Source organism: Pseudoalteromonas sp. PPB1, from assembly GCF_015356275.1.
Taxonomy (GTDB): Bacteria; Pseudomonadota; Gammaproteobacteria; order Enterobacterales; family Alteromonadaceae; genus Pseudoalteromonas; species Pseudoalteromonas rubra_D.
The window spans coordinates 152,146-178,052 of record NZ_JACEQV010000003.1 but is presented as its reverse complement, the minus strand read 5'-3'; the positions used below and the strand labels follow the sequence as shown (position 1 = coordinate 178,052).

Sequence of the window (25,907 nt, the reverse complement as noted above, 5' to 3'; positions counted from 1 at the left end):
GGATTAGTCTATTTGTTTCGCAAAGGGTGGCAGCGTATCCAGCATCGCCTTGCCGTATCGTTTAGTAACCAGGCGTCTGTCAAGTATGGTGATGCGGCCAGAATCCGTTTCTTTGCGCAGCAGTCTACCACAGCTTTGGACTAATTTCTTGGCAGCATCCGGCACAGTGATAGATAAAAACGGGTTGCCGCCCTTTGACTGAATAAATTCAGCCTGCGCTTCTTCAACCGGAGAGGTTGGCACTGCAAAGGGGATTTTAGTGATTACCAGGTTTTCGAGATATTTGCCTGGCAAATCGAGTCCTTCTGACAGGCTTTGAGTACCAAATAAAATACTGCCCGCGCCCAGGTCGATAGATGCCTGATGACGCTTTAATAGTTCTTCCCGTGATAGTTCGCCTTGTACCAGGATCTGCCAGTCTTGTTTTCGCAGCTTAGCTACCACGTGATCCATCTGCCAGTAGGAAGCAAACAGCACCAGGTTGGCTTTCTTCTTGTCCAGGAAATCAGGCAGAGCCTCGGCCAGATAGTCGCTAAACGCTTTATCGGTGGGATCGGTTTTAGTTTGGGGAATATGCAGCTGCGCCTGTTTGGCATAATCAAATGGTGAGTCGGCTTTGATGTATTTGACGCCGGGCTCATTACTAAGCCCACTTTCGCGCGCGAAGTGATCAAAGTTGCCCATGGCACTGAGGGTAGCAGAACACAGCACGGCTCCGGCGCACTCACGCCAGAGGTGATCTTTGAGGTAAAATCCAACTTCTATCGGGCAGTCGCACAATAGATAGTCATGGTGATGTTTGTAATCGAGACGTTTGATCCAGCGAGCATGAGGAGTGCCTTCGCCTTTTGTTGCGTAGCTGAACCACAGCTTGTTGAGCTGCTCCAGACGATTAATATACTGGCCGCTTTCGGCCAAGATGGGATCGGCAATGAACCCCTGTATATCTCCGTCATTCACATCCAGTGTTAGCGCATCATGCATCTTGCTCAGTGCCCGAAGTGCATCCTGAGTTGCATCGGCAATGTCTTTGGCCCGTTCTTTGAGTTGCTCTGGCACTTCACCATGTAAGAAGCGGTGCGTGTCATCATCATTATAGCTGTAGTCAGATTGATCCAGCATGTCTCTGACCTGACGTAACACCTTATTGGCGTCATTGGCGGCATCGTTAAGTTTAAAGTTCTGTCCGATGGCTTTTTGAGAGACCACGACATTGGCCATTTTGCCGCTGAATTTGAGTAGCTTATCGAGCCATTCTATGGTGCCTTTAATGGTTGCGGCAGCCGATGAAAAGTCGCGGGTAATATGCGGCAAATGGTGGGCTTCATCAATGACGTAAAAGGTATCTTCGGGATCGCTTAAAATTGTACCGCCTCCGAGTTCCAGATCAGCCAGTAACAAGGCGTGATTGATCACCAATACATCCATTTGGGCAATTTTTTGTCTAGCAAGGTGAAAAGGGCACAGATTATGAGATTTCAATTGTCGTTGGCAGGCATGCTTATCACAGGCAATGAGGTTCCAGACTTTGTCGGGAATGGTATCTGCCCAACTATCTCTGTCTCCCTGCCAGCGTTTATCCTGATAGGCTTTCGCCAGTTCCTGTAAACAGCGTTGTTCCATGGCAGATAGAGGTGCACTGGTGGTGGGCATCAGGGACATTTGTGTTTCTTCGCCGCTCACGGCAGCCAGTAGTTTTTGTACACAGATGTAGCGCTGGCGCCCTTTAACCAGGTCAAATTTGAAGTCGAGCCCGGAGTGCTCTCTAAAAAAAGGCAGCTCTTTATTCAGCAACTGCTCCTGCAGCGCCACCGTTGCAGTCGAGATGATCAGCTTTTTCTTTTTTGCCAACGCCATGGGGAGTGCACCCAGGCAGTAAGCCAGCGATTTACCTGTGCCGGTTCCTGCTTCAATGACGCAAACACGCTGAGACTTGTGGTAGTCGCCTCCCAGTGTTTTAGCGATTTCTGCGACCAGATAATTTTGCCCGGCGCGAGGGCGATAGCCTTCCAGTTGTTCAGCAATGTTGGTGTGCGCCTGGCGGATGGTTTTTTTTAAAGAATCTGACAGCATGTAGGATCGCTTAAGCAAAAAAGTATGGATATAATTACAGGTATTCTATTCTAGGCGGGGATCCCCTTTGGCACAAGCGGTATATCAGGGCTTTATCCTTTCACGGCAGCAAATCCACCTTAACAACCGGTTACACCTCTGTTATTGGCTGAAATCTGCCGAAGGCTTGTTAAAGGTGATCACCGAAGCACAACAAGCGGTGCTGTTTCTTCGCACAGAGGAGGCTGAAAAGGCGCAGGCTCTCCTGGCTGGGCAAGTCAAGGGTGTGGAGTTCCGACCGCTTGCACTTAAACACTTTGATCAATCTGCTGTGACGGGCCTCTATTGCCCTACATTGAGTAGCTACTACCAGTGCAAGGAGCACCTGGGCTCTCAGGTTACCTTATATGAAGCTGACATTCGTCATGCGGATCGTTATCTGATGGAGCGCTTTATACGCGGTGGTGCCTGGGTATCCGGTCATGCAGTAAACAAAGCTGGCTATATTGAGATCCAGCAAGCGCGCCTGAAACCGGCACCGCATTATGTTCCTGAGTTGTCTATGTTGTCGCTGGATATAGAATGTAGTGGTGAGGGGGTGTTGTTTTCAGTTGGGCTGGTGACGCAAACGCAGCGGCGCGTCATCATGATTGGAGACCCTCAGACAAGCGATGTGGATGTACGCTGGGTTGATGATGAATTGGCTCTGTTGCAGGCATTGGTCGAGGAAATCAATCGCCTTGATCCAGACGTGATTATAGGCTGGAACGTGATTGAGTTCGATTGTGTGGTACTTCATGAGCGTTCAGAAGCATTGGGTGTCTCGCTGAGTATCGGTCGGGATGGCACCCCGATACAAGTATCCAAAGGAAATTTTACCCGCGTGCTGGTAGCAGGTCGGGTGGTGCTGGATGGCATAGATACGATGAAAAATGCCACCTACCATTTTGAAACGTTTAAGCTGAGCTACGTGGCCCAGCAGGTACTTGGAGAAAGCAAGTTACTCACTCAGGATGACAGGCTGGAAGAGATCATCCGCCTGTTCCATCATGATAAGCCTGCGCTTGCAGCCTATAACCTGCAAGATTGCGTGTTGGTATGGGACATTTTTACTCAGTTGTCTTTGCTTGAATTCGCAATTGCCCGGACTCAGTTAACCGGCCTTGAGCTGGAACGTATGGGTGGCTCCGTAGCTGCATTTACAAACTTGTATCTGCCACTATTACATCGCAGCGGTTATATCGCGCCCAATTTGGGTGAGCATGGCCTGACATTCGACAGCCCTGGAGGGTACGTGATGGATTCGCGGCCAGGGTTATATCAAAATGTGCTGGTGCTGGACTTCAAAAGCCTTTACCCCTCTATTATACGTACATTCCATATTGACCCTATGGGGCTCATCGAAGGGCTCAACTCTCCTGACAATGCAATTAGCGGGTTCAATGAAGGCACTTTTTCCAGAACCTATCATCATTTACCTAAGCTGGTAGCCCAGCTGGCACAAGCCCGACAGGAAGCCAAAGATCGTGGCGAAAAAATGCTGCAACAGGCCATCAAGATCATTATGAATAGCTTGTATGGGGTGCTGGGGTCTCGAGGTTGCCGATTCTATGATCCGCGTTTGTCTAGCTCCATCACCCTGCGTGGTCACGAAATTATGCAGACCACACGTCGCTGGATTGAAGAAATGGGCTACGAGGTGATCTACGGTGATACAGATTCAACCTTTGTATGCGTACCAGAGTCTTTGTCTCCTGCGCTGTGCCAGCAGCTCGGTGAGCGCCTGATGAAAGAGATTAATCAACGCTGGACGCAGCAGGTTGACAGCCAGTTTAGTTTACCCAGTTATCTGGAAATTGAGTTTGAAACCCACTATAGCCCGTTCTTTATGCCGACCATCCGAGGTCAGGAAACGGGATCCAAAAAGCGTTATGTCGGTCAGATCCAAACCGAGCGGGGGGCTGAGTTGGTGTTCAAAGGGTTGGAGACGGTGCGCAGTGACTGGACTGAGATTGCCAAAGAGTATCAGCAGGCGGTGATCCGGGCCTTATTTGATAATGAAAATGTGGTTGCGGTAACGGAGCAATACATCGCATTGATCAACAGCGGTCAGGTTGATAATAAGTTGGTCTACAAAAAACGCCTGGGCAAACCGCTGAATGCCTATGTTAAAAATATTCCGCCTCATGTCAGGGCTGCGAAAGAAGCACATAGTCGTGGGTCTGCGAGAAACCTGGGTAAGGGGAGTCAGGTTGCCTACTATATAAGTACAACAGGTCCGAGGCTGATACAGGGGGTGTTATCTAACCCGGATTACAGCCACTATATAGAAAAACAGATTTTACCCATTTACCAGATGCTACCGGATGTTGACCTGGATGCCATTACCTTAAATGGTCAGCGAACGCTGGATTGGTCGTCAGATTTGTAATAGCGTGCAAGCGGTTTTTTAGCTGCTTGTAAGCAAATTTTTTTTTCCGTTTATTTGACGCTCATCACAGAAAAGCAAGTGAAACAAAGCTTTATTTGAATGTAAATACATACTAACAAAATTGGTAATGGTTTGTTTGGGTGTTATTTTTCGCATAAAAAAACAGCAAACAAACCAAATTTAAAAATATTTTTTTTAACTAAAATGCGACTTGCATTTCTTTCCTGATATTGGTCCTTGTGTTCTTTGTGTACAGTCTTCATGTGAATTCAATTAAAAAATACATTTATTTTGAAGTGAGTAGTAATTAACTTTAAAGCCCTGTTAAAAGCTTGGGTTTTCCTTGTTTTATTGGTGTGCCTGTCTGTTAAGTCTGGGCGGTTTGACGCTTAACACAGGTCGCGATTAGTATCCGTCGCGAAAATTCAGAGACTGCTGAAATTTACTCGGCAAGCTCGTTATAAATACCAACAATACTCATGCTTACCGCCACGTGTAAGCCCAGGGAGAAAACACATGTTGAACACTAAAGTAACTAAGGCCGTGCGTTTAGCACTGGCATTTGGTGCTGCGTCTACGGCTGTGATCGCACAGTCTGCAACTGCTCAGGAAGGTGCTGAAAAAGTAGAACGCATTGAAATCACAGGCTCGCGTATCAAGCGTGTCGACATGGAAGGTGCAAGCCCGGTTGAAGTAATCTCTACCGCTGAATTCGAAGGCCAGGGCCGTGTTTCTGTGGCCGAAGCACTACAAAGCGTGACGTCTAACAGCTTTGGTTCTGTTATCCCAAGCTCAGGTAACAGCGGTCAGTCACAAGCTACAGTAAGTTTATTAGGTGCCGGTGCAGGTCGTACTCTAGTACTGATTGACGGTAAGCGTATGGGTAGCTCTCCTTCACTGAATGGTGGTGGTGCTAACCTGAGCTCAATCCCTATGGCGGCGGTAGAGCGTATTGAAATTCTGAAAGATGGCGCTTCAGCTATCTATGGTTCTGACGCCATTGCTGGTGTTATCAACGTTATCCTGAAAAAAGACTTTGAAGGTGTGTCTTTCGATATTCAGGTTGGACGCCCTGAAGCAGAAGGTGCTGACACTAAACAAATGTCAATGGCATTTGGTGTAAGTTCTGACAAAGGTAACATTACTTTTGTTTACGACCACCAACAGCGTAACCCAATTTTTGACCGTGACCGCAGCTACACAGCCGCGTCAATGGAAGACAAAAATAAAGATGGTTTGATCTCTTTGGGTGATGAAACGGTTGGAATTAGTCTGTATGGCGCTTCTATCAGAACAGCAGATGGATTTTTAGCGTCTCCAAAATGTGATGAATTGACCAAAAGCGTTCCTGGTTTCGTGGGCGTACTTGACCAAGGTACCTCTAAAGGCGGGATCGGTAAAGGACAAGTTTGTGGTTACGCCTACGCCAATGTTTCAGCTAACATGGCGTCAACAAAACGTGACTCTGCGATGACGAGCATTACCTATGAGCTAACAGACGATCTGGAACTTTATGGTCGGGCTATGTTTAGCCGTAATGATTCGTTTGGTCGTTACGCACCTGCTGCTGCTGTTTGGGCAGATATGCCTGCAAGCAATGAGCATAACCCAACAGACGTAGCGCAAGACGGGTATTTCCGTTGGTATCAATTGGGTAACCGTGACGGTGAAGTAACCGATTATCAGCAAGATTACACCTTGGGTCTGAAAGGTATGTTCGGTGACACCGCTGAGTGGGAAGTGTCATATCATAAAGCGAAGCTAGACTACAGAACAGCTGGTCGTTACTACGTTAGTTGGGCTGGTCTGGCCTACAACCAGTCTCGAGATATAGCGTTGGACTCTGAGCAAGGGATCAACAATATGCGTGCGACTACCTACACAGAAAGTCAGAGTGAGCTGGATCATGTGTTTGCTGGCCTGGGCTTTGAACTGGGTGAACTAGAGGCGGGCGCTATTGCACACTACGTTGGTGCTGAATACTTTGATATGACTCTGAACCAGCGCTATGATGCGCAAAATGAAGCAGGACTCGTTGGTGGTGATGCTGGTGGTTCAGGTGCTGGTGAGCGTGATGTAACGGCAGTATTTTATGAGGTGGCTTTCCCTCTTCTTGATAACCTGACGCTGAGCGCGGCATACCGTTATGACGACTACAGTGATTTTGGTGGTGAGGGTAACCCAAGCGTTAAGCTTGACTACCGTCCGATGGATGACCTTTTGCTTCGAGCTTCATATTCTGAAGGCTTCCGTGCACCGTCTCTTAAAGAGTTAAATGCCAAAGACTCTAAAGGCAGTCCTTATGCATATGACTATGTAAGCTGTGCAGCGCAGGGCACCCCGGCTGTTGACTGTCCTGAAGGTCAATTCGATGAAATGCGTAAAGGTAATGACGAGTTAGGCCCAGAAGAGTCAAGCTATATGAACCTGGGTGTGGTTTACTCTGGTTTTGAAGATGTCTCAATTAAAGTCGACTACTTTGAGCTTGAAATCGACAATGTTATTTCACTAATCACTGCTCAGGATCTTATCCACATTGAAAACGCCGGTAAGTTAGATGAAATTCAGGCTATTTACCCAGAAGTTGGTATTACGCGAGGTGCAGATGGTGCAATCGTTGAAGCCAATACGCAATATGCTAACGGCGCCTTTATGTCTCGTAAAGGCTTCGACATTGACTTGTCATATAAGCTAGAAACTTCTTTTGGTGATTTCAAATTCAGAAATGTAACCACATTACTGACAGAGGTAGGTGAAGATGTCTACTTCACTGGTCCAAAAGAAGATGAGAAGGGTGCGCCGGAAACACCTGAGTGGCGTTCTCAGTTCACTATCAACTACGCAGTTGATAACTACACAGTGAACTGGACTACAGACATTATTGCTGATACTTACGAGACTCAGTCTGTAGTGAAAGTAGATGGGAAAGAACCGTACAATGTTTACAGTGGCTCTTTACCAACTTACGTGACTCATAACCTGAATATGAAGTACTACAGCGATGGCTACGGTACATTCACTCTGGGTGCACGTAACCTGTTTGACAAAGGTGTTGTGTTCAATAGTCAGGGTGTCTATGAAGACTACTCAATCTATAACACGGGCCACATTGGTCGTGAAATCTTTGCAGGTTATAACATCAGCTTCTAATTTGCAGATGAACTAATTTAGTAAAAGCCCCGTAAGGGGCTTTTTTTTTTGCCACCTTCTTAAGTCAATTACGAGTCTGGTATTCTGCCCCTTACTTTCGTGAACATTTCTCGTTCACATCTTCTTTGGTTATAAAGCGGCCTGTGACAGGCGGATAAGTGCTCTCTGTTTACTCTAAATCTGCCATTTTTAATACTTGTGTGACGGGTTGGAAAAATTGTACCCATTTCACACATTCCATTCACAAACCCATGTTTAATATGTGCTTATCTGTGTATTTAAGATCATCAAATGATGTAAAAAATGTTAAATAAGGTCGTTCCTCGCTCAGGTAATTGCAAAAAACACATCAGACTATGTTGACCTAGTGTCTAGTTGTTGTTTAAGATGCATCACTAAGTTACCGTTTTGGTAAAAATACAAAGCGTTTGTTAACGCAAAAAATAAATATAACCATCTTGTATGGTCCAGGGAGAATCCAATGTTAAATAACAAAGTAACAAAAGCGGTTCGCTTAGCGATCGCGTTTGGTGCTGTGTCAGCAACTGCGTTCGCAGCCAATGCTGAACAAGGCGAAGAGAAAATCGAAAAGATTGAAGTAACCGGTTCTGCTATCAAGCGTACAGACCTGGAAGGAGCTTTGCCTATCGATGTAATCGACGCTTCTGATATCGCAAAATCTGGTGTTACTAGTGTACCAGACCTAATTGCTAACCTGCCTGCGATGCAGGGTTTCACAGCTGCTGGTGAGTCAGTAGGTGGTGGTGGTGGTGGTATTCAAACTGCGTCACTTCGTAACCTTGGTGCTGAATACACGCTGGTTCTGGTTAACGGTCGCCGTATGGCTTCTTCGGATTCAGGTTCGAGCATCGACATCAACTCAATTCCACTATCTGCGATCAAGCGTGTAGAAATCCTGAAAGATGGTGCTTCTGCACTATATGGTTCTGATGCTATCGCGGGTGTTGTTAACTTCATTCTGAAAGATGACGTTCAAGCGACTACTGTAAGCGCTCGTTATGACAAGCCTTCAGATACGTCTAGCTCAAACTTCTCTATCACAACAGGTTTCGGTGACCTGGACAGTGATGGCTTCAATGTTATGGTGAGCTACAGCCGCGATGAGCAGGACAACCTACGTTCAGTTGACCGTGATTTCGCAAAAACAGGTTTCGTTGAGTTTGAGCACGCTGGTCAGGACCTAGTTGCGATCGCTGGTTCTTCAAACGCGATCCCAGGTAATGCATACGTTAAATACTATCAGCGCGATGATGCTGGTGCATATGTATTGGATGACAACGGTAACCGTAAAACATCAACGTACTCTTTGAACCCGTACAAAGAAGTGAACGGTTCATGTCACACAACAAGTGCACCTTCTGGTAACGCGTGTCAATTTGACTACACCAGCACGCTAGAAATTCAACCAGAAAGTACTCGTGACAACTTGTTCCTACAAGCGATTGCAGCCATTAACGACGATATGGAAGCATATGTAACTGCGTCTGCATCTAAGTTTGAAATGATTACGCGTATCGCTCCGTACCCAACTGGTGGTTTCTCTCTTGATGAAAATAGCCAGTTTGTACAAGACAACGTAATTACGCACCTGCCTGACGCTGTTAAAGCTGATATGGTTGAAGGTGGTGTGTCAGCACGCTGGCGTGTACTTCCAGGTGGTAACCGTACTGATGAGTGGACTGCAACTACGTCACACATCGTTGCTGGTCTGCGTGGTGAATTTAACGAATGGTCTTACGACTTCGCCATCACTAGCTCAGGCGCTGAGCGTGAGCAGGTTCGTCTTACTGGTTATCCGTTAGAGAAAGAGTTCATGGAGCTGGTCACGTCTGGTCAGATTAACATCTTTGATGCTCCAGAAAACCTTTCTGACGAGCAAAACCAGATGGTAGCAAACACCATGTTTAATGGCCTTTGGGATACCACTGACACTGATTTGTTCGCAATTGAAGGTAAGACTTCAGGCGCAATCGCTGAGCTGGATGCTGGTACTGTTTATTTAGGTGTTGGTTTCGACTATCGCAAGTCAAGCTATTCACTGACCAATGGTGCGGGTCAAAATGCTGAGATTGTTCTGTTTGAAGCTGCTGGTACTGAGTTTGACCTTGAGCGTGACAGCTACGGTGCATTTGCAGAAGTAATCGTGCCAGTACTGGAAAACTTAGAAGTAACTGGTTCACTACGTTACGATGAAATTGGTGAAATCACTGATTCAAAACGCACTGGCAACCAGACTGTTAACGACAGTGCTGACGATACAACTTATAAAATAAGCCTTTCTTACCGCCCAACTGACGAGTTGCTACTACGTGCAAGCTACGGTACTGGCTTTAAGGCTGCGACCATGCGTCAAATTGCGGCACCTCGTCTTGAGTTTGGTGTAACTGCATCACCGTACGATTGTCCGGCTGGCTTGGCTCCTGAAAAGGCGCAATACTGTCACCAGGATAAACTGCAATATGATGTATACCGTGAAGGTGAAAAAGACCTTCAGCCTGAAACATCTAAGCAGTACACGTTCGGTTTTGTATGGGCTGGTGACACAGGTACAAGCTTTGGTGTTGACTATTGGAACATCAAGATGGAGAACGAGGTTCGCCGTCTGACTCAGAACCAAATCTTCGACGATCCGGTAACTTACGATGAGCTGTTCACAACTAAAGTTGACAGAGGTACGGGCGATACCGTTCTTGCTATCATCCAGCCTGCGCGTAACGTTGGTGAGTCTCGCACTTCAGGTATCGACTGGCATGTTGATTTCACAACCAACTTCTCGTTTGGTGAGCTGAAGTCTAGCCTGATGGGTACATACCTAATCGAAGATGAGAGTCTGCGTGTAGGTACTACAGATACTTGGGATACTAGCCTTGGTAAAGTAGGTACAGATGAAGAAGTGGCTTTCCGCAACATCATTAACTTCAACAACACGTTCACACATGGTGACTTCACGCACAGCCTGAACCTTAAAGCGCGTAGCGGTTACACAGATGCAAGCGCAGACGTGAGCTTCTATGTTGCTAAGGCTGATGATTGGGATTCAGCGGTAGACGGTAGTGTTATCCAGAAACACATCCCTGTTTACATGACTTTCGACTATCGTCTTGCTTACGCTTGGGGCGACAATGCAAACATTGCATTCGGTATTAAGAACCTGTTTGACAAAGAGCCTCCGTTCACTCTGAACGCATCAGCTGGTCACCAGGTTGGTTACGACCCGCGTTATGCTGACCCGTATGGTCGTACTTTCTACCTACAAGCAGATTACACATTCTAATTCTGCCTGACTAAGTAGACACAACTAACAAGCCCCTGCTAATTGCAGGGGCTTTTTTGTTGCAAATAATCGCAATTATACCTGTTGTGTTTTTTGCAACAATTTTTTATTTACAAAGTGCTTACGTTCAGTCAAGTTCCACCCCGTGCGGTTCTAGTCATTCACTTTTAGATGCGTCGTCTTAAAACCATCTGTGCGATTAAAAAAACGTCAAATTAACATGTAACAAGGCTCTAAAATCACTACAGATATGAGTCAGATAATTTAATCCCTATAACTCTTTGTTTTTAATGTGTTTTTTTGTTTCTTTTTTGGGTTTTTTGTTTCCGTTTTAAAAAAGGTTGTTGACCTTTTGTTTTTCATGCGATTAGTATGTTTCACCAATATGGCTAAAAGTGTACGCACTTGTTACCCATATAAAATCAAGAAAATACATAAAAACAATGCTTTAAAAGATTTATTTAAAGCCAGGGAGAAAACAAATGTTAAATAGCAAGATCTCGAAAGCGGTCCGCTTAGCACTGATGTACGGTGCAGTATCTGCTACAGCTTTTGCAGTAAATGCAGAAGAATCAGAAGAGAAAATCGAGAAAATCGAAGTAACAGGTTCAAGCATCAAAGGCACAGACCTTGCGGGTGCACTTCCTGTTGATATCATTTCTGCAGAAGATATTAAAAACACTGGTGTTACTAATGTTGGTGACCTGGTTGCACAAATCCCATCGATGCAGGGTTTCACAACTCCAACTTCTTCTGTTGGTGGCGGCGGTACTGGTCAGGCTACAGCATCACTACGTGGTATTGGTGAAGACTACACACTAGTACTTCTAAATGGTCGTCGTCTTGCACCTCTTGACTCAGGCAACGCGGTTGACTTAAACTCTATCCCTCTTGCTGCTATCGAGCGTGTTGAAGTTCTAACTGATGGTGCATCAGCACTATACGGTTCGGATGCGATCGCTGGTGTAATTAACTTTATCCTTAAAGATCAGGCTGATGAGTCTACAGTATCAGCACGTATGGACCGTCCAAAAGACGGCGCAGAGTCTTACAACCTGAGCTTCACAACTGGTTTTGGTGACTTCGACAGAGATGGTTTCAGCTTAGTAGCTTCACTTAGCCATGAAAAATCTGAAACGCTTCGCTCTAAAGATCGTGATTTTGCTAAAACAGGTTTCCTTGAGTTTGAAGTAGATGGTAACTCTTACTTCCAGCTGAATGGTTCTGGTAACGCGATCCCTGCAATTGCGCACGTTTTCATTGGTGAGCGTGATGAAGAAGGTCGTCCAATTAACGGCGCTTACACTAAAAGCTTCAGCCCGTACTATGCCGAAAATGGTTCTTGTGCACCAGACACAGCAGCCTCTCCATTTGGTAATGCTGGCGGTGTAGACTGTGTTTTCGACTTCACAAGCACACTAGAGATCTACCCTGAGACAGAGCGTACAGCTTTCATCCTACAAGGTGATTTTGCAATCACTGACGATATCCAAGCGTTCTCAACTCTTTCTTATACCGACTTCACAATGACGTCACGTATTGCTCCAAACCCAACAGGTCAGTTGAACTTGGGTGCGATTAATGGTGACTCAGCAAACAGCGTACTTTACACAAAATACGTTGAAAAGCACCTGACAGAAGAAGAAAAAGCTAATGCATCAGAGTTCCGTGCTGCATGGCGTGCTCTACCAGGTGGTAACCGTACCAACCAATACGATAACACTGCTATCAATGTTATCTTAGGCCTTGAAGGTACGGTATTGAACGATATCGACTTCAACACTGCTGTTGTTTATTCGAAGAACGAGCGTGAAGATCACGTTAAAAACGGTTACTACAACCGTTCTACTTTTGCACCGACAATCGCTGGTGGTTCTATTGACGTATTTGCCACGGCAGAAGAATTTGCTGGTGACCAGGCGTCAAAAGATGCAATCGAGAGCGTTCAGTGGCGTGGTCTTTGGGATACCGTAGAAACAGAAATGTTGTCTTTCGATATTCGTGCGTCTCAGCCGCTGTTTGAATTACCTGCAGGTGAAGTGTATGTAGGTTACGGTATTGACTACCGTGAAAACAGCTATGCACTTATCCTGACCGAAGCACAGATCAATCGTGAATCAAATGCACCAGCAAACGATACAGGTTATGACCTGGAGCGTAGTCAGTACGGTGCGTTCACCGAATTCCAGGTACCAATTCTGGAAGACTTGAGTGCAAACCTGGCATTACGTTACGACAGCATCGGTAAAGTTAAGAATAACGATCCTTCAGACACGCAAACATATGAGTCTAACAGCGATACTACGTACAAGCTGAGCTTGCGTTATAACGCGACCGATAACCTGGTTCTGCGTGGTTCATATGGTACTGGCTTCAAAGTTGCGTCTCTTCGTAGCTACGCTCAACCATTGGCTTACAATGGTGTAACCGGTGCAAGCTATACGTGTCCAAATCTGGGTGATGCAAACCGTGAAGCGTTCTGTCCTACAGGTAGTACACAGTATCAAGCATTCCTGAAAGGTAACCCAACTCTGGCACCTGAAGAGTCAACGCAATCGTCAATCGGTTTTGTTTACTCGCCTACGTCAGATACAACGATTCAGTTGGACTACTGGAGCATTGAAATCGAAGGTAAGGTAGAAGCCCCTGACTTTGACTACATGTTCGAAAATGTTAACCTGTTTAACGATAGCTTCCAGATCCACACTAGTACAGCGGATGACACTCAGAGACTTCTGTCGGTTGAGCGTGAGTACTTGAACCTGGGTAAAACAGAAACGTCAGGTATTGACTGGAAATTCGAATTCAACAATGAGCTGAGCTTTGGTCAGTTGAAGACGACACTTCAGGGCACTCATATCATTGACTCACAGTACACAGCGCCGGGTGTTGTACCTTATGAGTGGGAATCTAGCCTTGGTAAGTATGGTACTGACGAAGAAGTTGTATTCCGCAACGTTGCTCAGATCCAAAATACTCTGACACATGGTGATTTCTCACACTCTCTTCGTATTAGCTACAAGTCTAGCTATTCAGATGACCGCGTAGAAGTTGTTCGTGGTACTATTGCTAATCCAGTGATGGAAACTGTGTACAACGAAGAAGGTGTAGGTTCACAAGCATTTGTGACAGAGCATGTACAGTTGAAGATTCCTTCATATGTTAAGACAGACTACAAGATCGATTACTTCGGTTTTGAAAACACTGTTATTACATTCGGTATCAACAACCTGTTTGACAGAGAGCCACCTTTCTCACTGGGTGATCCAGAAGGTCACGTAGTAGGCTACGAAGGTCGTTACTATGACCAGCTACTACGTACATACTACCTGAGCGTAGATTACAGCTTCTAAGTAGTATAGAGATAAAAAAGGCCGCTTTTGCGGCCTTTTTTATTGCTAGTTTTTATCCCCTGCTTGCGAGGGTGGTGATTATTTCTCTCGTTATTTACCTGAATGTATTTATGTCGGATAGCCTTTATTCCTAATAATAAGAAAGCATTGCTAACTTATAACTCTTTTCGTATTTATATCGGTTTATTTTTATTTGGTTTATTTTTATTTATATGGGTTTATTTGATTGTTTAATGGCTTTTAAATCTATGTTGTTTTTGTGTTTATAATGGTGCTGAAGGTTATAAATTATATTTATTAAATTCCAACGCTAATAGTTAATGCTTGGTTTAACGGTATACATATGGGGGGTTGCGAAAAAATCGCTTATCATGTAGTGAAAGTCATCAAAAAACATTAATATATTAATAACCCTCACATGGTTTGACTTTTTTGGGTACTTGTTATATACCTTGTAATGAAATTATAAAAGATTGCTTAAAGCAAGGAGAAGTCATGAAAACCAAAGCACTAATTCTCGTTTCTACATTGGGTTTACTTTTGACAGGGTGTAATAGTACCAGCAGCTCGAAAGACGACGGCAGTCAGGCAAATAACGGGTATCGTTGTAAGCAAGTTCGTTCTCTGGGGTCAAATATTCCCAAAACAAGTTGTTCAACCGCCAAGCAAAGAACAGAAGCTCGTAAGAATGCACAAGATGCAATGCGAGAAAATCAGCGTGGCTTAACAAATAACCGACAGTAGTAACGCAGTAATTCCCAGCACATATACAGGCTTACGCAGTTTATAAGTCTGTATATGTATTAAAAACCAGTGCTGATGAAGCACATTTTTTAAGTAACCTTATACCACTAGTTAAATTAGACTCGCCATAAAACTTTCCTCGGCTACCTTACATCCACTACCTTACTGGCCTTTTTATAGCGAATTTTAAATCCTGCCCAGGCAGGAAGCTCCCAGCGTTTCGGGGCGTCTTTACGATTACCCTGTATATACTCGAGTACAATGCGCTTGGCGGTAAAGCTGTAGGTGACTGCCATCGTTAGTTCAGGCAAGGTGATTCTTAGTGGGTATTTCTCAATAAAGGGGTCGATTATCCAGGCCTCTATGGGAAAATAAAATAAATCCTGTGCTTCAATTAATTCAAGGTCATCCTGTGTTTCAACGCCTAAATCCATGAGGGTTTGTGTTAGCCACTGGGTTGTATTCGGGAGTATCGGTAATTCACTTTGTTCATACTGGTGGTAAAGGTGTTGGTAGTCCAGCATCATACTTACTTGTTGCCAGACACCGTCAAAAAGCAGCGCTTGTTCGATTAATTTAACACACGCGGGGATCAGGTGTGGTCCTTCAGCAAGCTGCTGTTGCCGCGACAATACTGCCCCGGCGTAGTTATGCGTCAGTTCAGCCCATATTTTGCCGTCTTCCAGGTATGCGCCTTCAAGCCTGGCGTCTGTTGATGCATATTGGGAGAGTAAGGCGCGCGAAATAGGGGCTGCGAGAGTCGCCAGCGTGGTTGCCTGCTTTACGCCTTTTCCTGCCAGCGCATAGGTATCAAGCACCAGGATAGCTTCACTCGTGTCACAAATACGAGATTCTTTTGCCGGTACCACTTCGCTGTGGCCATTACCAAAACCACCGCGACGGTTATCCTTTTTAATAAACAACCAGTCCGGGCGGACAGATGCAATGGCGCTAAGTAGCGCATTTCGGTCATAACTGGCGGCTTTATCCAGCGGTGGTAACGCAAAGGCGTCTCTGAGTTGCTGGCTGAATAGCCGAGCTTCACGAATGGCTTCGTCCTCAATCAGCACGCCAGGGGCTTTTCCGCGCAGTAATGCAATGACCAGCTCCAGGTCGCAATTGTGGGGCAGTGCCTTACTGAGTGCCTCAAGTTGCTCCGTTGACCCCGGCAGCCGGTATACGCGTGCCGGTACCGACATAATGGCCACGGCATCAATCATCGCCTGACGTAGACGGTTATCCGGCATACAGGTGATGAGATGGCCCAATTCGACATCGACGGGCAAAGGGTAGAGCTGTCTGCCAAGTTCAGTTGCACGGCTATGTTCGTCTAGCGCACCTATTTTCCTGAGCAGGTCGAGTGCGCGTTGCCCGGAGCTTGCAGGCAGCGGGTCAATAAAGTTGAGTGTGTCTATGCCATCAGTGGCACAGCCAGCAGCCAATACCAGCTCAGTGAGGGCCTCTCTGTGTATTTCTGGCGGGGTAGTGTCTATCAACGGCGCATATTGCCCATACAGGCGCAGACAGAGCCCTTCCTGGGTGCGTCCGGCCCTGCCCAGACGTTGTTTTGCAGAATCTCTGCCGATTGTATCTAGGCCCAGTACTGTTTTACCATTTCTTAAGTGGGTGCGTCGCTCCAGACCTGAATCGATCACGCAGGTAATATTGGGTATGGTCAGTGAGGTTTCTGCCACATTAGTGGCCAGAATGATTCGTTGTTGTGGTTGCTGTTGTAAAGCTCGGTGCTGATCATCTGGTGCACAGCCACTGAATAACGGGACTATCAGCGCATCAAGTGATTTACACTGCGCAGCACACTGTACGATTTCTCCTTTACCAGGGAGGAACACCAGGATGTCGCCATTGGTATATTGCAGGGCATAATCACATGCAGCCTTAACTCTTTCACTCAGGTCGTCTTTACTTGGCATAGCGCGCATATCTTTGGCAAGAAAGCGCTCTTCAACGTCGAACATCTTGCCTGTGGAAGTCAGTAAGGGAGCATCTAGGTAACGCACTAGTCGCTGTGTTGACAAAGTGGCAGAGGTGACTATCAGATGATGCGCAGCTTGCTGTTTCAACAAGGCAAGTAACAGGTCCATATCCCAGCGTCGCTCATGGAATTCGTCCAGCATGATAGTGTCATAGTCGGTCAACTTATTTTCAAAGTACCAGCGTAACGCCACACCAGGTGTGACAAATACGATTTGCGAGTTATCACTAAACACGCCTTCGAAACGAATGGCATACCCGACTTGTTCACCGAGCTTGCAACCTTGTTGCCGGGCAACATACTCAGCCAGTGAAGTGCAGGCTATGCGACGTGGTTGGATCACCAGGACCCGACCTTGCCGGGTGGCCCAGACGGGGAGCTGCGTTGATTTCCCCGAGCCAGTGGCGGCGGCAACAATTACGTTGCCAGCGGTTAAATGGTCACAAAATTGGGCTTTAATCTGTTCGATGGGCAAGGACATACGGACTTGATACTGTTAGATATTTTTTAAAGTGTCGAGGATTTTAACAAATCTCGCTTGAAAAGACTGCCCGTGGTGCGCATCTCTGAATAAAATATCAACGCGTAATAATCAATGACAGAAATCAGTTTACTCGTCGCTCTGGTGGTATTTTGTATCATTTACTGGCGACTCGACGATATCAAGCGCGCTTACTGGCAGCGTAAATATCGCACGCAAACTTTGAATGAGCTGGACAGGCAGGTGCTGCTGCGATATATGCCAATTTATCGCAATATGACCGATCATGATCGGGCTCGGCTGGAGCGGCACATCGTGTGGTTTTTAGGAGAAAAGCGGCTGCTTGGTCGAGATGGATTGAAAACCAATCGGGCTATGGCGCTGATCATCGCGGCTGATGCCTGCCTGCTGGTACTTAATCAACGCTGGCCGCTGTATCCCAATGTGAAAGAGATCTTGTTGTACCCCAGCAGTTATTATGCCGGACAGAATAATCGTGACAGTGCGGGGCTGGTGAGCTTTCATACCGTGGTGCGTCAGGGCGAGTCCTGGCCTGGTGGCACGCTGGTCTTGAGCTGGCACGATGTGCTTGAGGGTAACCGCTTACCTGAAGATGGCCATAATCTGGTGTTTCATGAATTTGCGCATCAGCTCGATCAACAGACAGGCCAGACAAATGGCACACCCCGGTTACCAAAAGGGATGAGTTACAAAAAGTGGGGAGAGGTATTATCGCGGGCGTATCAGCAGTTAAAAACGCAATTGGCTTACCACATGCCACATGTCGTACACGAATATGGGGCAACCAATGAAGCGGAGTTCTTTGCGGTGATAACTGAAACGTTTATTGAAAAGCCTTTACAACTAAAGCAGGAAAATCCGGAGTTATTCTATTTGCTGAGTGACTACTACCGCTTTGATCCGCGCGATTGGATCAAGTAATGGTGCGCGTCATCTGGTTGAGGTGTATCAAGGCTCAGGCATAAAAAAACCGCTTCAGCTGAAGCGGTTTTTCATCTAAATCAGATTATGAAAAGCTGATCTCACCACGCTCTTTGCGTCTGTTATCACGCTTGTCACCACGTGGGTCTTTGAAGCTGCGCTTGCGATCGCCACGACCTTCGCCACGGCCTTCGTTGCGGCCTTCAAAGCGACGCTCATCACGACCGCCTGAACGACGTTCGCCACCGCGACGCTCACCACCATTGCCCTGATCGGCCGGGTGTGTGCTCTTGCTCATCTTCATTGGGCGCTGACAAATGTAAACGCTCTGGAAGTGAGACAGAGTATCTGCTGGCATATCCTGAGGCAGCTGCACTGTGCTGTGCTCATCAAACAAACGGATTTCACCGATAAACTTGCTTGAGATATCTGCTTCGTTTGCAATCGCACCAACGATGTTCTTGACCTGTACGCCGTGCTCACGACCTACTTCGATACGATAGGTATCCATAGGACCGGTGTTGCGACGTGCATTGCCTTTACGTTCGCCACGCTCACCACGACGTTCGCGGTTACCGTCACGATTACCATCGCGCTCACGACGTTCGCGTTGTACCTGGATCTCTTGCACTTTCAGTGGAGACTGCTGCTGTGCCAGACACAGTAGTGCAGCGGACAACTCTGTTTGAGTTAGCTCTAGCTTTTCAGCCATGCCTTGTGCCACTTCACTGAAGAACTCAATGTCTTTGTGATCAAGCGCGAGGCTTAGCTTGCCTTGTAGTGCTTCAATGCGCTTTTGCTCAACAACTTTCGCGTTAGGCAGTTCCACTTGCTCGATGTCTGAGCGAGTGTGGCGCATGATGTTACGTAGCAGATAACGCTCATTACCTTTAACAAACAGGATAGCTTTACCTTTACGACCAGCACGACCTGTACGGCCGATGCGGTGAACATAGGCTTCGCTGTCTTGGGGGATATCATAGTTGATAACCAGGCTCAGTCGATCTACGTCCAGACCACGTGCCGCAACGTCAGTTGCGATAACGATGTCTAACAGACCGCTTTTCAGACGCTCTACTGTGCGTTCACGGGCTTGCTGGTTCATGTCACCATTAAGTGGTGCCGCAGAGAAACCTTCGCGCTCAAGTAGTTCAGCTAGCTGAACAGTATCGTTACGAGTACGCACAAACACGATAGACGCATCGTAATCTTCCGCTTCTAAGAAACGTACGATGGCTTTGTTTTTATGCGTTGTTGCACGCCAGTAAACTTGCTCAATAGTGTCAACAGTCGAGTTACGTGGTGTGATTTTTACTTGTTCTGCGTTATCTAAATACTTAGAACAAATAGATTGGATCTGCTTTGGCATAGTTGCAGAGAACAAACAGGTTTGCTTCTCTACGGGGGTTTTTTCCATGATGCTTTCAACATCATCGATAAAGCCCATGCGTAGCATTTCATCAGCTTCGTCCAGCACTAAGGCTTTCAGATCCGACAAATCAATGGTCTTACGGTTAATATGGTCAATCAAACGACCCGGTGTTGCCACAATGATTTGTGCGCCACGGCGTAGTGCGCTTAGTTGCACGCCATAGCTTTGTCCGCCATACAGAGCCAATACTTCAACACCTTTGGTGTATTTAGCGTATTGGTTGAAGGCTTCAGCGACCTGTAAAGCCAGTTCGCGTGTTGGAGTCAATACTAATATCTGTGGTTGCTTAACGGATGCGTCAACATTGTTTAATAGCGGCAACGCGAACGCCGCCGTTTTGCCCGTACCCGTCTGCGCTAGTCCCAGCACGTCCTTTCTTTCTAGCAATAACGGTATACATTGAGCCTGGATCTCAGAAGGTGATTGATATCCCAGCTCTTCGACTGCCTTCAAAATTGCAGGAGAAAGATCTAAAGATTCAAACGTGACTGGTTCTGACATTAATGCGCCTCAACAAGTTAAAAGAGGCGGCATTGTACAGCAAAGAAAAAACAATTGCTTGCATAAATTGGCACTAATTTTGTAGGTGTTTGATATTGGTCAAAAAATAAACTTATTTATTTTTTTGCTCATTAGATTGGCTGATAAGTGGCTATTTTTAGAAGGAAATCATGCCTGAATGGCGACTTTAAAGGTGATTCAGGCACTGATAAGGGGGCTGTGTTACTGATACAGACCCAGGTTTTCTTTGGCATAGGCTTCAAACTCGGTAAATCCGCCAATATGGCTTTGGTCAACAAAAATTTGTGGTACCGTCGGGCAAGGCTTGCCAGCGGACTTTTCCAGATCGGCCTTGCTTACGCCTTCTTTAATGATGTCAATGTAGCGAAATTTAAAATCGTCACGCTCATTCGTCAGACGTTCGGCCAAGTCTTTAGCTCGGACACAGTATGGGCAGCCTTCACGGCCAAAAATTACAGTAAACATCGGTTTCTCCATATCATTTTGTTTGATAATCAGTATATCGGCCTGCGTGTAAAATGAAACCGCCAAAAACCGATGGCTGTGATTGAGAAAACCGATGATGCCTCAGGAGCGATACACGGTTTTAATTAGGTGGTAACCAAACTTGGTCTTGACCGGACCGTGCACCTCATACAGTGGCTTTTTGAAGACCACGTCATCGAATGCCTTGACCATGTCGCCTTTATTAAACTCGCCTAAATCTCCACCGCGCTTTTTCGATGGACATAATGAGTGTTGTTTGGCCAGTTTGTTAAAATCGCCGCCTTTGGCAAGTTTGGCTTTAATAGCCAGGCACTCTTTTTCGGTTTTAACTAAAATGTGGTAAGCGCAGGCTTTTGGCATGGATAGGATCTCCGGACAATCAAAGGCGCAGATCATGCAAGGAGAAGGCCGAAAACGCAAGTCTCATTTGTCTGCGTCCGGCCTTTTCAGGGGAATCGCTTAGAAAGTCATGCTAAACCCAATAGAAGGGCGGATAGAAAAATCGTCTTCCTCTTCTTCTATATACAGGTCGTTAACGGATTTGACTCTGTCGTAATCCAGGTCGATATAGGCAATGTTCTTTTGGCCATAGGCATTCATGAGTTCAAAGATCAGCTTGCCATCGTTGCCGAATATCTCGGTTTTACGTTCAAAGCGAATATCCAGGCGGTGATACACTTTGAACCGCTCTGAGAAGGGCTCGCCATACACAGGTAAGAAACGGCCATCGTGGTCGGGATTTTCTCTGACGCCGACAATAGGGGTATAAGCCTGGCCGCTGCGTGCGGTAAAGTTAAAACCACCTTGCCACTTCTCATTGATCTCATAGTGGAATACCGCATTAAACACCAGCGGCGTATCGGCGAAATAGTCGCGGGTGATATTCTGGCTGAGATCGGTGCGCTCACTTTTGGCATAACTCAATGCTACCCAGCCATACCAGTTATCGGTTTTATTCTTGTTGATCAGCAGGTCTACACCATAGGCACGTCCTTCAACGTCATTGCTATACAAATCAACTGCATTGGGACCGTCGTCGATGGCAAGCGGCAGATCATCCATGGTCTTATAATAACCCTCAATTGACCAGCTCCACTCATTCTCCAGTTGCTGACTGAAGCCCAGTGTATAGTGATCTGACACCTGAGATTTCAGCTTAGGGTTACCAATTTCTGGCAAAATGTACTCCACATTCTGCATGCGATTGTAGCGACCCGCCTTGGCACTGATGGTGCTGTTTTCCGTCACGTAGTAACTGATTGCGAGACGAGGTGAGGTGAAGGTTTCATCCGTGTATTTGTTGTGTTGGCTCTGCACGCCCAGCTCTGTCTGCCAGTCATCGCTCAGTTGCCAGATATGCGCCAGACCAACAAATCCACTGTCGATATCTATGGTTCGCTTGCCGCTGATCCGCTCACCTTTTTTAAGATCGCAATCGGGATCCAGCTCAGTACACAAGTACTGGAAGGTGTCGTAGCTATATTCTGTTTCGTTATCAAAGTAAGCAGCATCTAAAACAAGCTGATGAGCTGGGTTGATACGGTAGTTCAGACGAGCCTTGTAGGTGTACTGTTTCTCCGATTCTTCTTCAAAATAACCGTTGGAAATGGTCGCACGGCGGCCATACTCTAGCCGGCCTGAGTGGTCGAGCGCACCAACACCAACACGTAGATGAAACTTGTCATTGTAGTGGTCCCACAATACGTTCTGGCTATTGAACTCCCTGATAAAGCGCGCATCGCCCTGGAACTCCGGTGTTTTTTGCGCTAGTTCAGAACGTTCATTGAAGCCTGCGGCCGCCGAGTCTTCCGCACCGGTAAAATTAAAAGTTAGTGTATTGTTGGCATTGATGTCCCACAGGAATTTACCCTGATAATCATGGTCATCCGGTGCATCATTGATGGTGACGCCGGTTGGCTCACCATCGTCATCTTCGAGTTCTTCGCCCTCTTCAAAGAATAAGGGCAGGGTACTTTTTCGCCCTGATACATAGAAAGCCGTACTGTCGCTGAGCTGGCCTTCCACAAACACGCCAGCGTTGAACATGGTCAGGTCCAGCGTAGTGGTGATTGGCTGATATTTGGGATTGCGTAGCGTTACGTCAAAGACTGCGCCCGTTGCATTACTGTAGCTGCTGCCGTAGCCCGCAGAGTAAAGTTGGAAATCCTGAATGATATAGCGGTTAAATATCGAGCTGCCAAAATCATGGAAAATATAGCCCGCAGGCATAAAGTCCACTTCGAACATATTATCACTGGGGCTTGAGCCACGCACGGCGGGTTCACTCATCGAGCCGCCAGCAGCAACCACGCCCGGTAGTGCATACACTGCCCGCAGCGGGTCGCCCATAGCCCCCGGCATTTCGATTAGTTTTTCTGTGTCTTCTGTGATCTCAGAGGTGATTGAGCTGCGTTTATAATGCACTTCAATGTGTTCCATGTCTGTGCTGGTGTTTGCTTGTGCCTGCAGTGCCATGCAAAGCATGATAGGCGACAGTGCAAACGGTTTGTTGAGTGACGAGCGCGTCATGGTAGTCCCTTGTTGAATCTAAGCTGAATAAGAATAGGGACTAGTGTATGAGAATAAATCGTACCTTTGTTTTATCTAAGGGTAAGAAATTGTCGATTACCCCTACACTTTCTTACACTTAGCTTCGTAGTTTGAGAATGTCAGAGTCTGGCACGTATTCCCAGCTCACTGGAGTAACCGACAGAGCGTTCGACTACTTTCAGGTCATCAGATAACACATAATAGGTGGGGTAAGCTTTAACTTTATAATCGGAAGCGGTATGACTGTTGCCAAGCAGTACAGGCATACTCAGTGATAAATCTTTAACAAAGCTGCTGACCGCATCTGCATTGTCAAAATCCAGCGCAATGGCGACGGCGTTGACTTTGCCTTGCTCATGTAATTTGTTGAGGTTCGGCATACTGTAGCGGCAAATACTGCACCAGGGGGCGAAAAAGTACACTACAGATTGTTGCCCTTGCAGAGACTTGATAGTGACTCGCTGGGTGGGTTTCTCGAGTAGAGGCAAAGAGAAATAAGGAGCAGGGGCTTTGCCATCGTCAGCCAGCATGCCCAGTTCCTGGTAGGCAGTGATAGTCAAAAAAACAATGGCAAAAATAATGAGTTGTAGAATTGTTTTTATCATGCGCGCTCGCAAATTTTAATCTCCGAGCGCGAGTATAAATAAAAAAACAGCAACAACACAATCAGTCGTAGATATTCTCTCCCAGATATCGTTTGGCTTTTTGTGGCTTGATCCGGGTCAGATCAACCAGCACCAGACCATCAATGCAGTTGTTAAAGTCGGGATCTATGCTGAAGCTCAGGAAGTTCACCCCATCAGGTTCGCATAACTCGGTATATTGCTTAAATAAAGTCGGAACCTGGGCGCCCATATTGGCCATGATATGCTTTAGCTCTGCAAAGTCCTCTTTAGTGTCATTGCCACAAAATAGCTGAGCAAAGTCTTGTTGCTGCGAAGGTGTAAATTTAAATTCGTTTTTAGGGGTTGCCAGAGATGCCAGGTTGGAGAAGTAATGCTGATAGTGGTAAATCAGCATGGCTTTAGCCTTGTCTGGCAATGCATTGGATAAACTAACCGCGCCAAAAAGATAGCGATGTTGTGGGTAGCGTTTTACAAAAGCGCCAATCCCGTACCAGAGGTAATCCAGGCTCTTGCGCCCCCAGTATTTTGGTTGTACGAAACTGCGTCCCAATTCAAGACCATGCTCGAAGTAAGGTTGCATGTGCTCAGAATAATTAAACAAACTGGTAGTGTATAAGCCTTCCGCGCCCTGTGCGTTGATGACGGTTTGCGCACTGGCCAATCGGTAAGCACCGACCAGCTCAAGTTGTTTCGCATCCCACAACACTAAATGTTGGTAATACATATCGTATTTGTCGATATCGCGGCGCTTACCACTGCCTTCTCCCACAGCACGAAAGGCTATTTCTCTGAGTCGTCCCAGTTCGCGAAAAATGGGCGAACTCCCCTGATATTGATAAAGGTAGATTTGCATCCCATCCTGGGTTTCACCGAGTCGCTCACACGTTTCAATCGCTTGTTTCAGCTCTTTTTTGCATTCAGGCACGGCAATGGGAGACTGGGTTTTCAGAGGTAACGACTTTTTCGAAGCCAGCCGGTATAGCTGTTTGCGGATCAGCGCGACTATCTCTTTATCTTTGAGGTTTTCCAGCAAGTATGAAGCCGGTGGGATGCTTGCGCCAATTTCAAATTCGAGAGATTTTTGACGTTGCTTGAACATCTCCTTGACCAGCAACAGGCTGGCCAAGGGCTTGTAAATCATTGATGTACCGTAAAACAGCGGACTGTTTTTCGCTTTAATGAAAATAGGCAGAATAGGGCAGTTCGCTTTTTTGGCCATGCGCAAAAAGCCTGAATTCCACTTACAATCTTTGATACCGGTTGGTCCAAGCCGGGACACCTCTCCGGCAGGAAAAATCAGCAAGGCACCCTCTTGTTTGAGGTGGTGATGAATATTGGCCAGCTCCTGCTTGCGGCTCGCGCCAGACAGATTGTCCACCGGCAATAGCAAGGAATGCATGGGCGTGAGGGACATTAACATTCGGTTGGCAACGACTTTCAGGTCAGGGCGTACCTGAGCCAGTACCTTAATCAGCGCAAGCGCATCTAATGATCCGATTGGATGATTGGCGACTATCACAACGCTGCCTTCGCTGGGAATATGTTCTATTTGTTTGGGTTTAAAACGCGCATCGAAATCTAACTCTTCCAGCACCTGCTCGACAAATTCCAGCCCTTGCAGGTGTGGGTAGGTATCAGCAAATGCCACAAATTCTTGTTCATGGAGGAGGTAACCCAGGCCTTTTTTTACCAGGCCTTTTACCTTAGGTGAGTTCTCTAATTGAGGCAGGTTTGCTTCAATGACCTTGTCAACACTGATCATATATTCATTCTCAAGTTCTATAACCGCTTTTCGTCAAGATTAAAAACTCTCTGTGACAAACAAGTTGCAACTGTATGTCAGTTTGATG

The 25,907-nt window shown here is 46.5% G+C and carries 14 protein-coding genes; 6 read left to right on the top strand and 8 right to left on the bottom strand.

All coding sequences use genetic code 11. From position 1 onward, the window contains the following. Positions 1–3: 3 nt before the first annotated feature. Positions 4–2,073: an ATP-dependent DNA helicase DinG gene (gene dinG, locus IY568_RS04645; protein WP_194866879.1), complete on the bottom strand. Its 2,070-nt coding sequence runs from the start codon at positions 2,071–2,073 to the stop codon at positions 4–6. A 67-nt stretch (positions 2,074–2,140) separates the two neighbouring features. On the opposite strand from dinG, the gene IY568_RS04640 reads away from it, so the two are divergent. The 5 genes from IY568_RS04640 (at position 2,141) to IY568_RS04620 (ending at position 15,025) form a co-directional block, all read left to right on the top strand. Beyond that, positions 2,141–4,483: a DNA polymerase II gene (locus tag IY568_RS04640; RefSeq protein WP_194866878.1), complete on the top strand. Its 2,343-nt coding sequence runs from the start codon at positions 2,141–2,143 to the stop codon at positions 4,481–4,483. A 516-nt stretch (positions 4,484–4,999) separates the two neighbouring features. Continuing rightward, complete coding sequence (locus IY568_RS04635) at positions 5,000–7,633, top strand: TonB-dependent receptor plug domain-containing protein (protein WP_194866877.1); 2,634 nt, start codon at positions 5,000–5,002, stop codon at positions 7,631–7,633. A 481-nt stretch (positions 7,634–8,114) separates the two neighbouring features. Beyond that, positions 8,115–10,928: a TonB-dependent receptor gene (locus IY568_RS04630; protein WP_194866876.1), complete on the top strand. Its 2,814-nt coding sequence runs from the start codon at positions 8,115–8,117 to the stop codon at positions 10,926–10,928. Positions 10,929–11,410: 482 nt separating this feature from the next. Next, on the top strand, positions 11,411–14,281 hold the full coding sequence (locus IY568_RS04625; RefSeq protein WP_138537619.1) for a TonB-dependent receptor domain-containing protein: 2,871 nt from the start codon (positions 11,411–11,413) through the stop codon (positions 14,279–14,281). A gap of 495 nt (positions 14,282–14,776) precedes the next feature. Further along, positions 14,777–15,025, top strand: coding sequence for a hypothetical protein (locus IY568_RS04620; protein WP_125560003.1), 249 nt, complete (start codon positions 14,777–14,779; stop codon positions 15,023–15,025). Positions 15,026–15,168: 143 nt separating this feature from the next. Here the strand turns inward: IY568_RS04620 and IY568_RS04615 are convergent, their stop codons facing one another. Further along, positions 15,169–17,499, bottom strand: coding sequence for a helicase-related protein (locus IY568_RS04615; RefSeq protein ID WP_194866875.1), 2,331 nt, complete (start codon positions 17,497–17,499; stop codon positions 15,169–15,171). 114 nt (positions 17,500–17,613) lie between these two features. On the opposite strand from IY568_RS04615, the gene IY568_RS04610 reads away from it, so the two are divergent. Next, a complete protein-coding gene (locus IY568_RS04610; protein WP_194866874.1) occupies positions 17,614–18,441 on the top strand; it encodes a M90 family metallopeptidase in 828 nt (275 codons plus the stop codon). 85 nt (positions 18,442–18,526) lie between these two features. On the opposite strand, the gene IY568_RS04605 is transcribed toward IY568_RS04610, so the two are convergent. From IY568_RS04605 to IY568_RS04580, 6 genes are all read right to left on the bottom strand, one after another. Next, positions 18,527–20,374: a DEAD/DEAH box helicase gene (locus IY568_RS04605; protein WP_194866873.1), complete on the bottom strand. Its 1,848-nt coding sequence runs from the start codon at positions 20,372–20,374 to the stop codon at positions 18,527–18,529. Between the two features lie 222 nt (positions 20,375–20,596). Beyond that, positions 20,597–20,860 (bottom strand): GrxA family glutaredoxin, encoded by a 264-nt coding sequence (locus tag IY568_RS04600; RefSeq protein ID WP_049866370.1) that lies wholly within the window; start codon positions 20,858–20,860, stop codon positions 20,597–20,599. A 102-nt stretch (positions 20,861–20,962) separates the two neighbouring features. After that, positions 20,963–21,241: a peptidylprolyl isomerase gene (locus IY568_RS04595; RefSeq protein WP_010382504.1), complete on the bottom strand. Its 279-nt coding sequence runs from the start codon at positions 21,239–21,241 to the stop codon at positions 20,963–20,965. A 99-nt stretch (positions 21,242–21,340) separates the two neighbouring features. Continuing rightward, the gene (locus IY568_RS04590) at positions 21,341–23,410 is read right to left on the bottom strand and encodes a TonB-dependent receptor plug domain-containing protein (protein WP_194866872.1); all 2,070 of its coding nucleotides are present in this window, start codon (positions 23,408–23,410) and stop codon (positions 21,341–21,343) included. A gap of 140 nt (positions 23,411–23,550) precedes the next feature. Further along, entirely contained in the window at positions 23,551–24,036 is a 486-nt protein-coding gene (locus IY568_RS04585; RefSeq protein WP_194866871.1) for a TlpA family protein disulfide reductase, read from the bottom strand. 61 nt (positions 24,037–24,097) lie between these two features. Next, positions 24,098–25,819: a GNAT family N-acyltransferase gene (locus IY568_RS04580; protein WP_125560015.1), complete on the bottom strand. Its 1,722-nt coding sequence runs from the start codon at positions 25,817–25,819 to the stop codon at positions 24,098–24,100. Positions 25,820–25,907 lie beyond the last annotated feature (88 nt).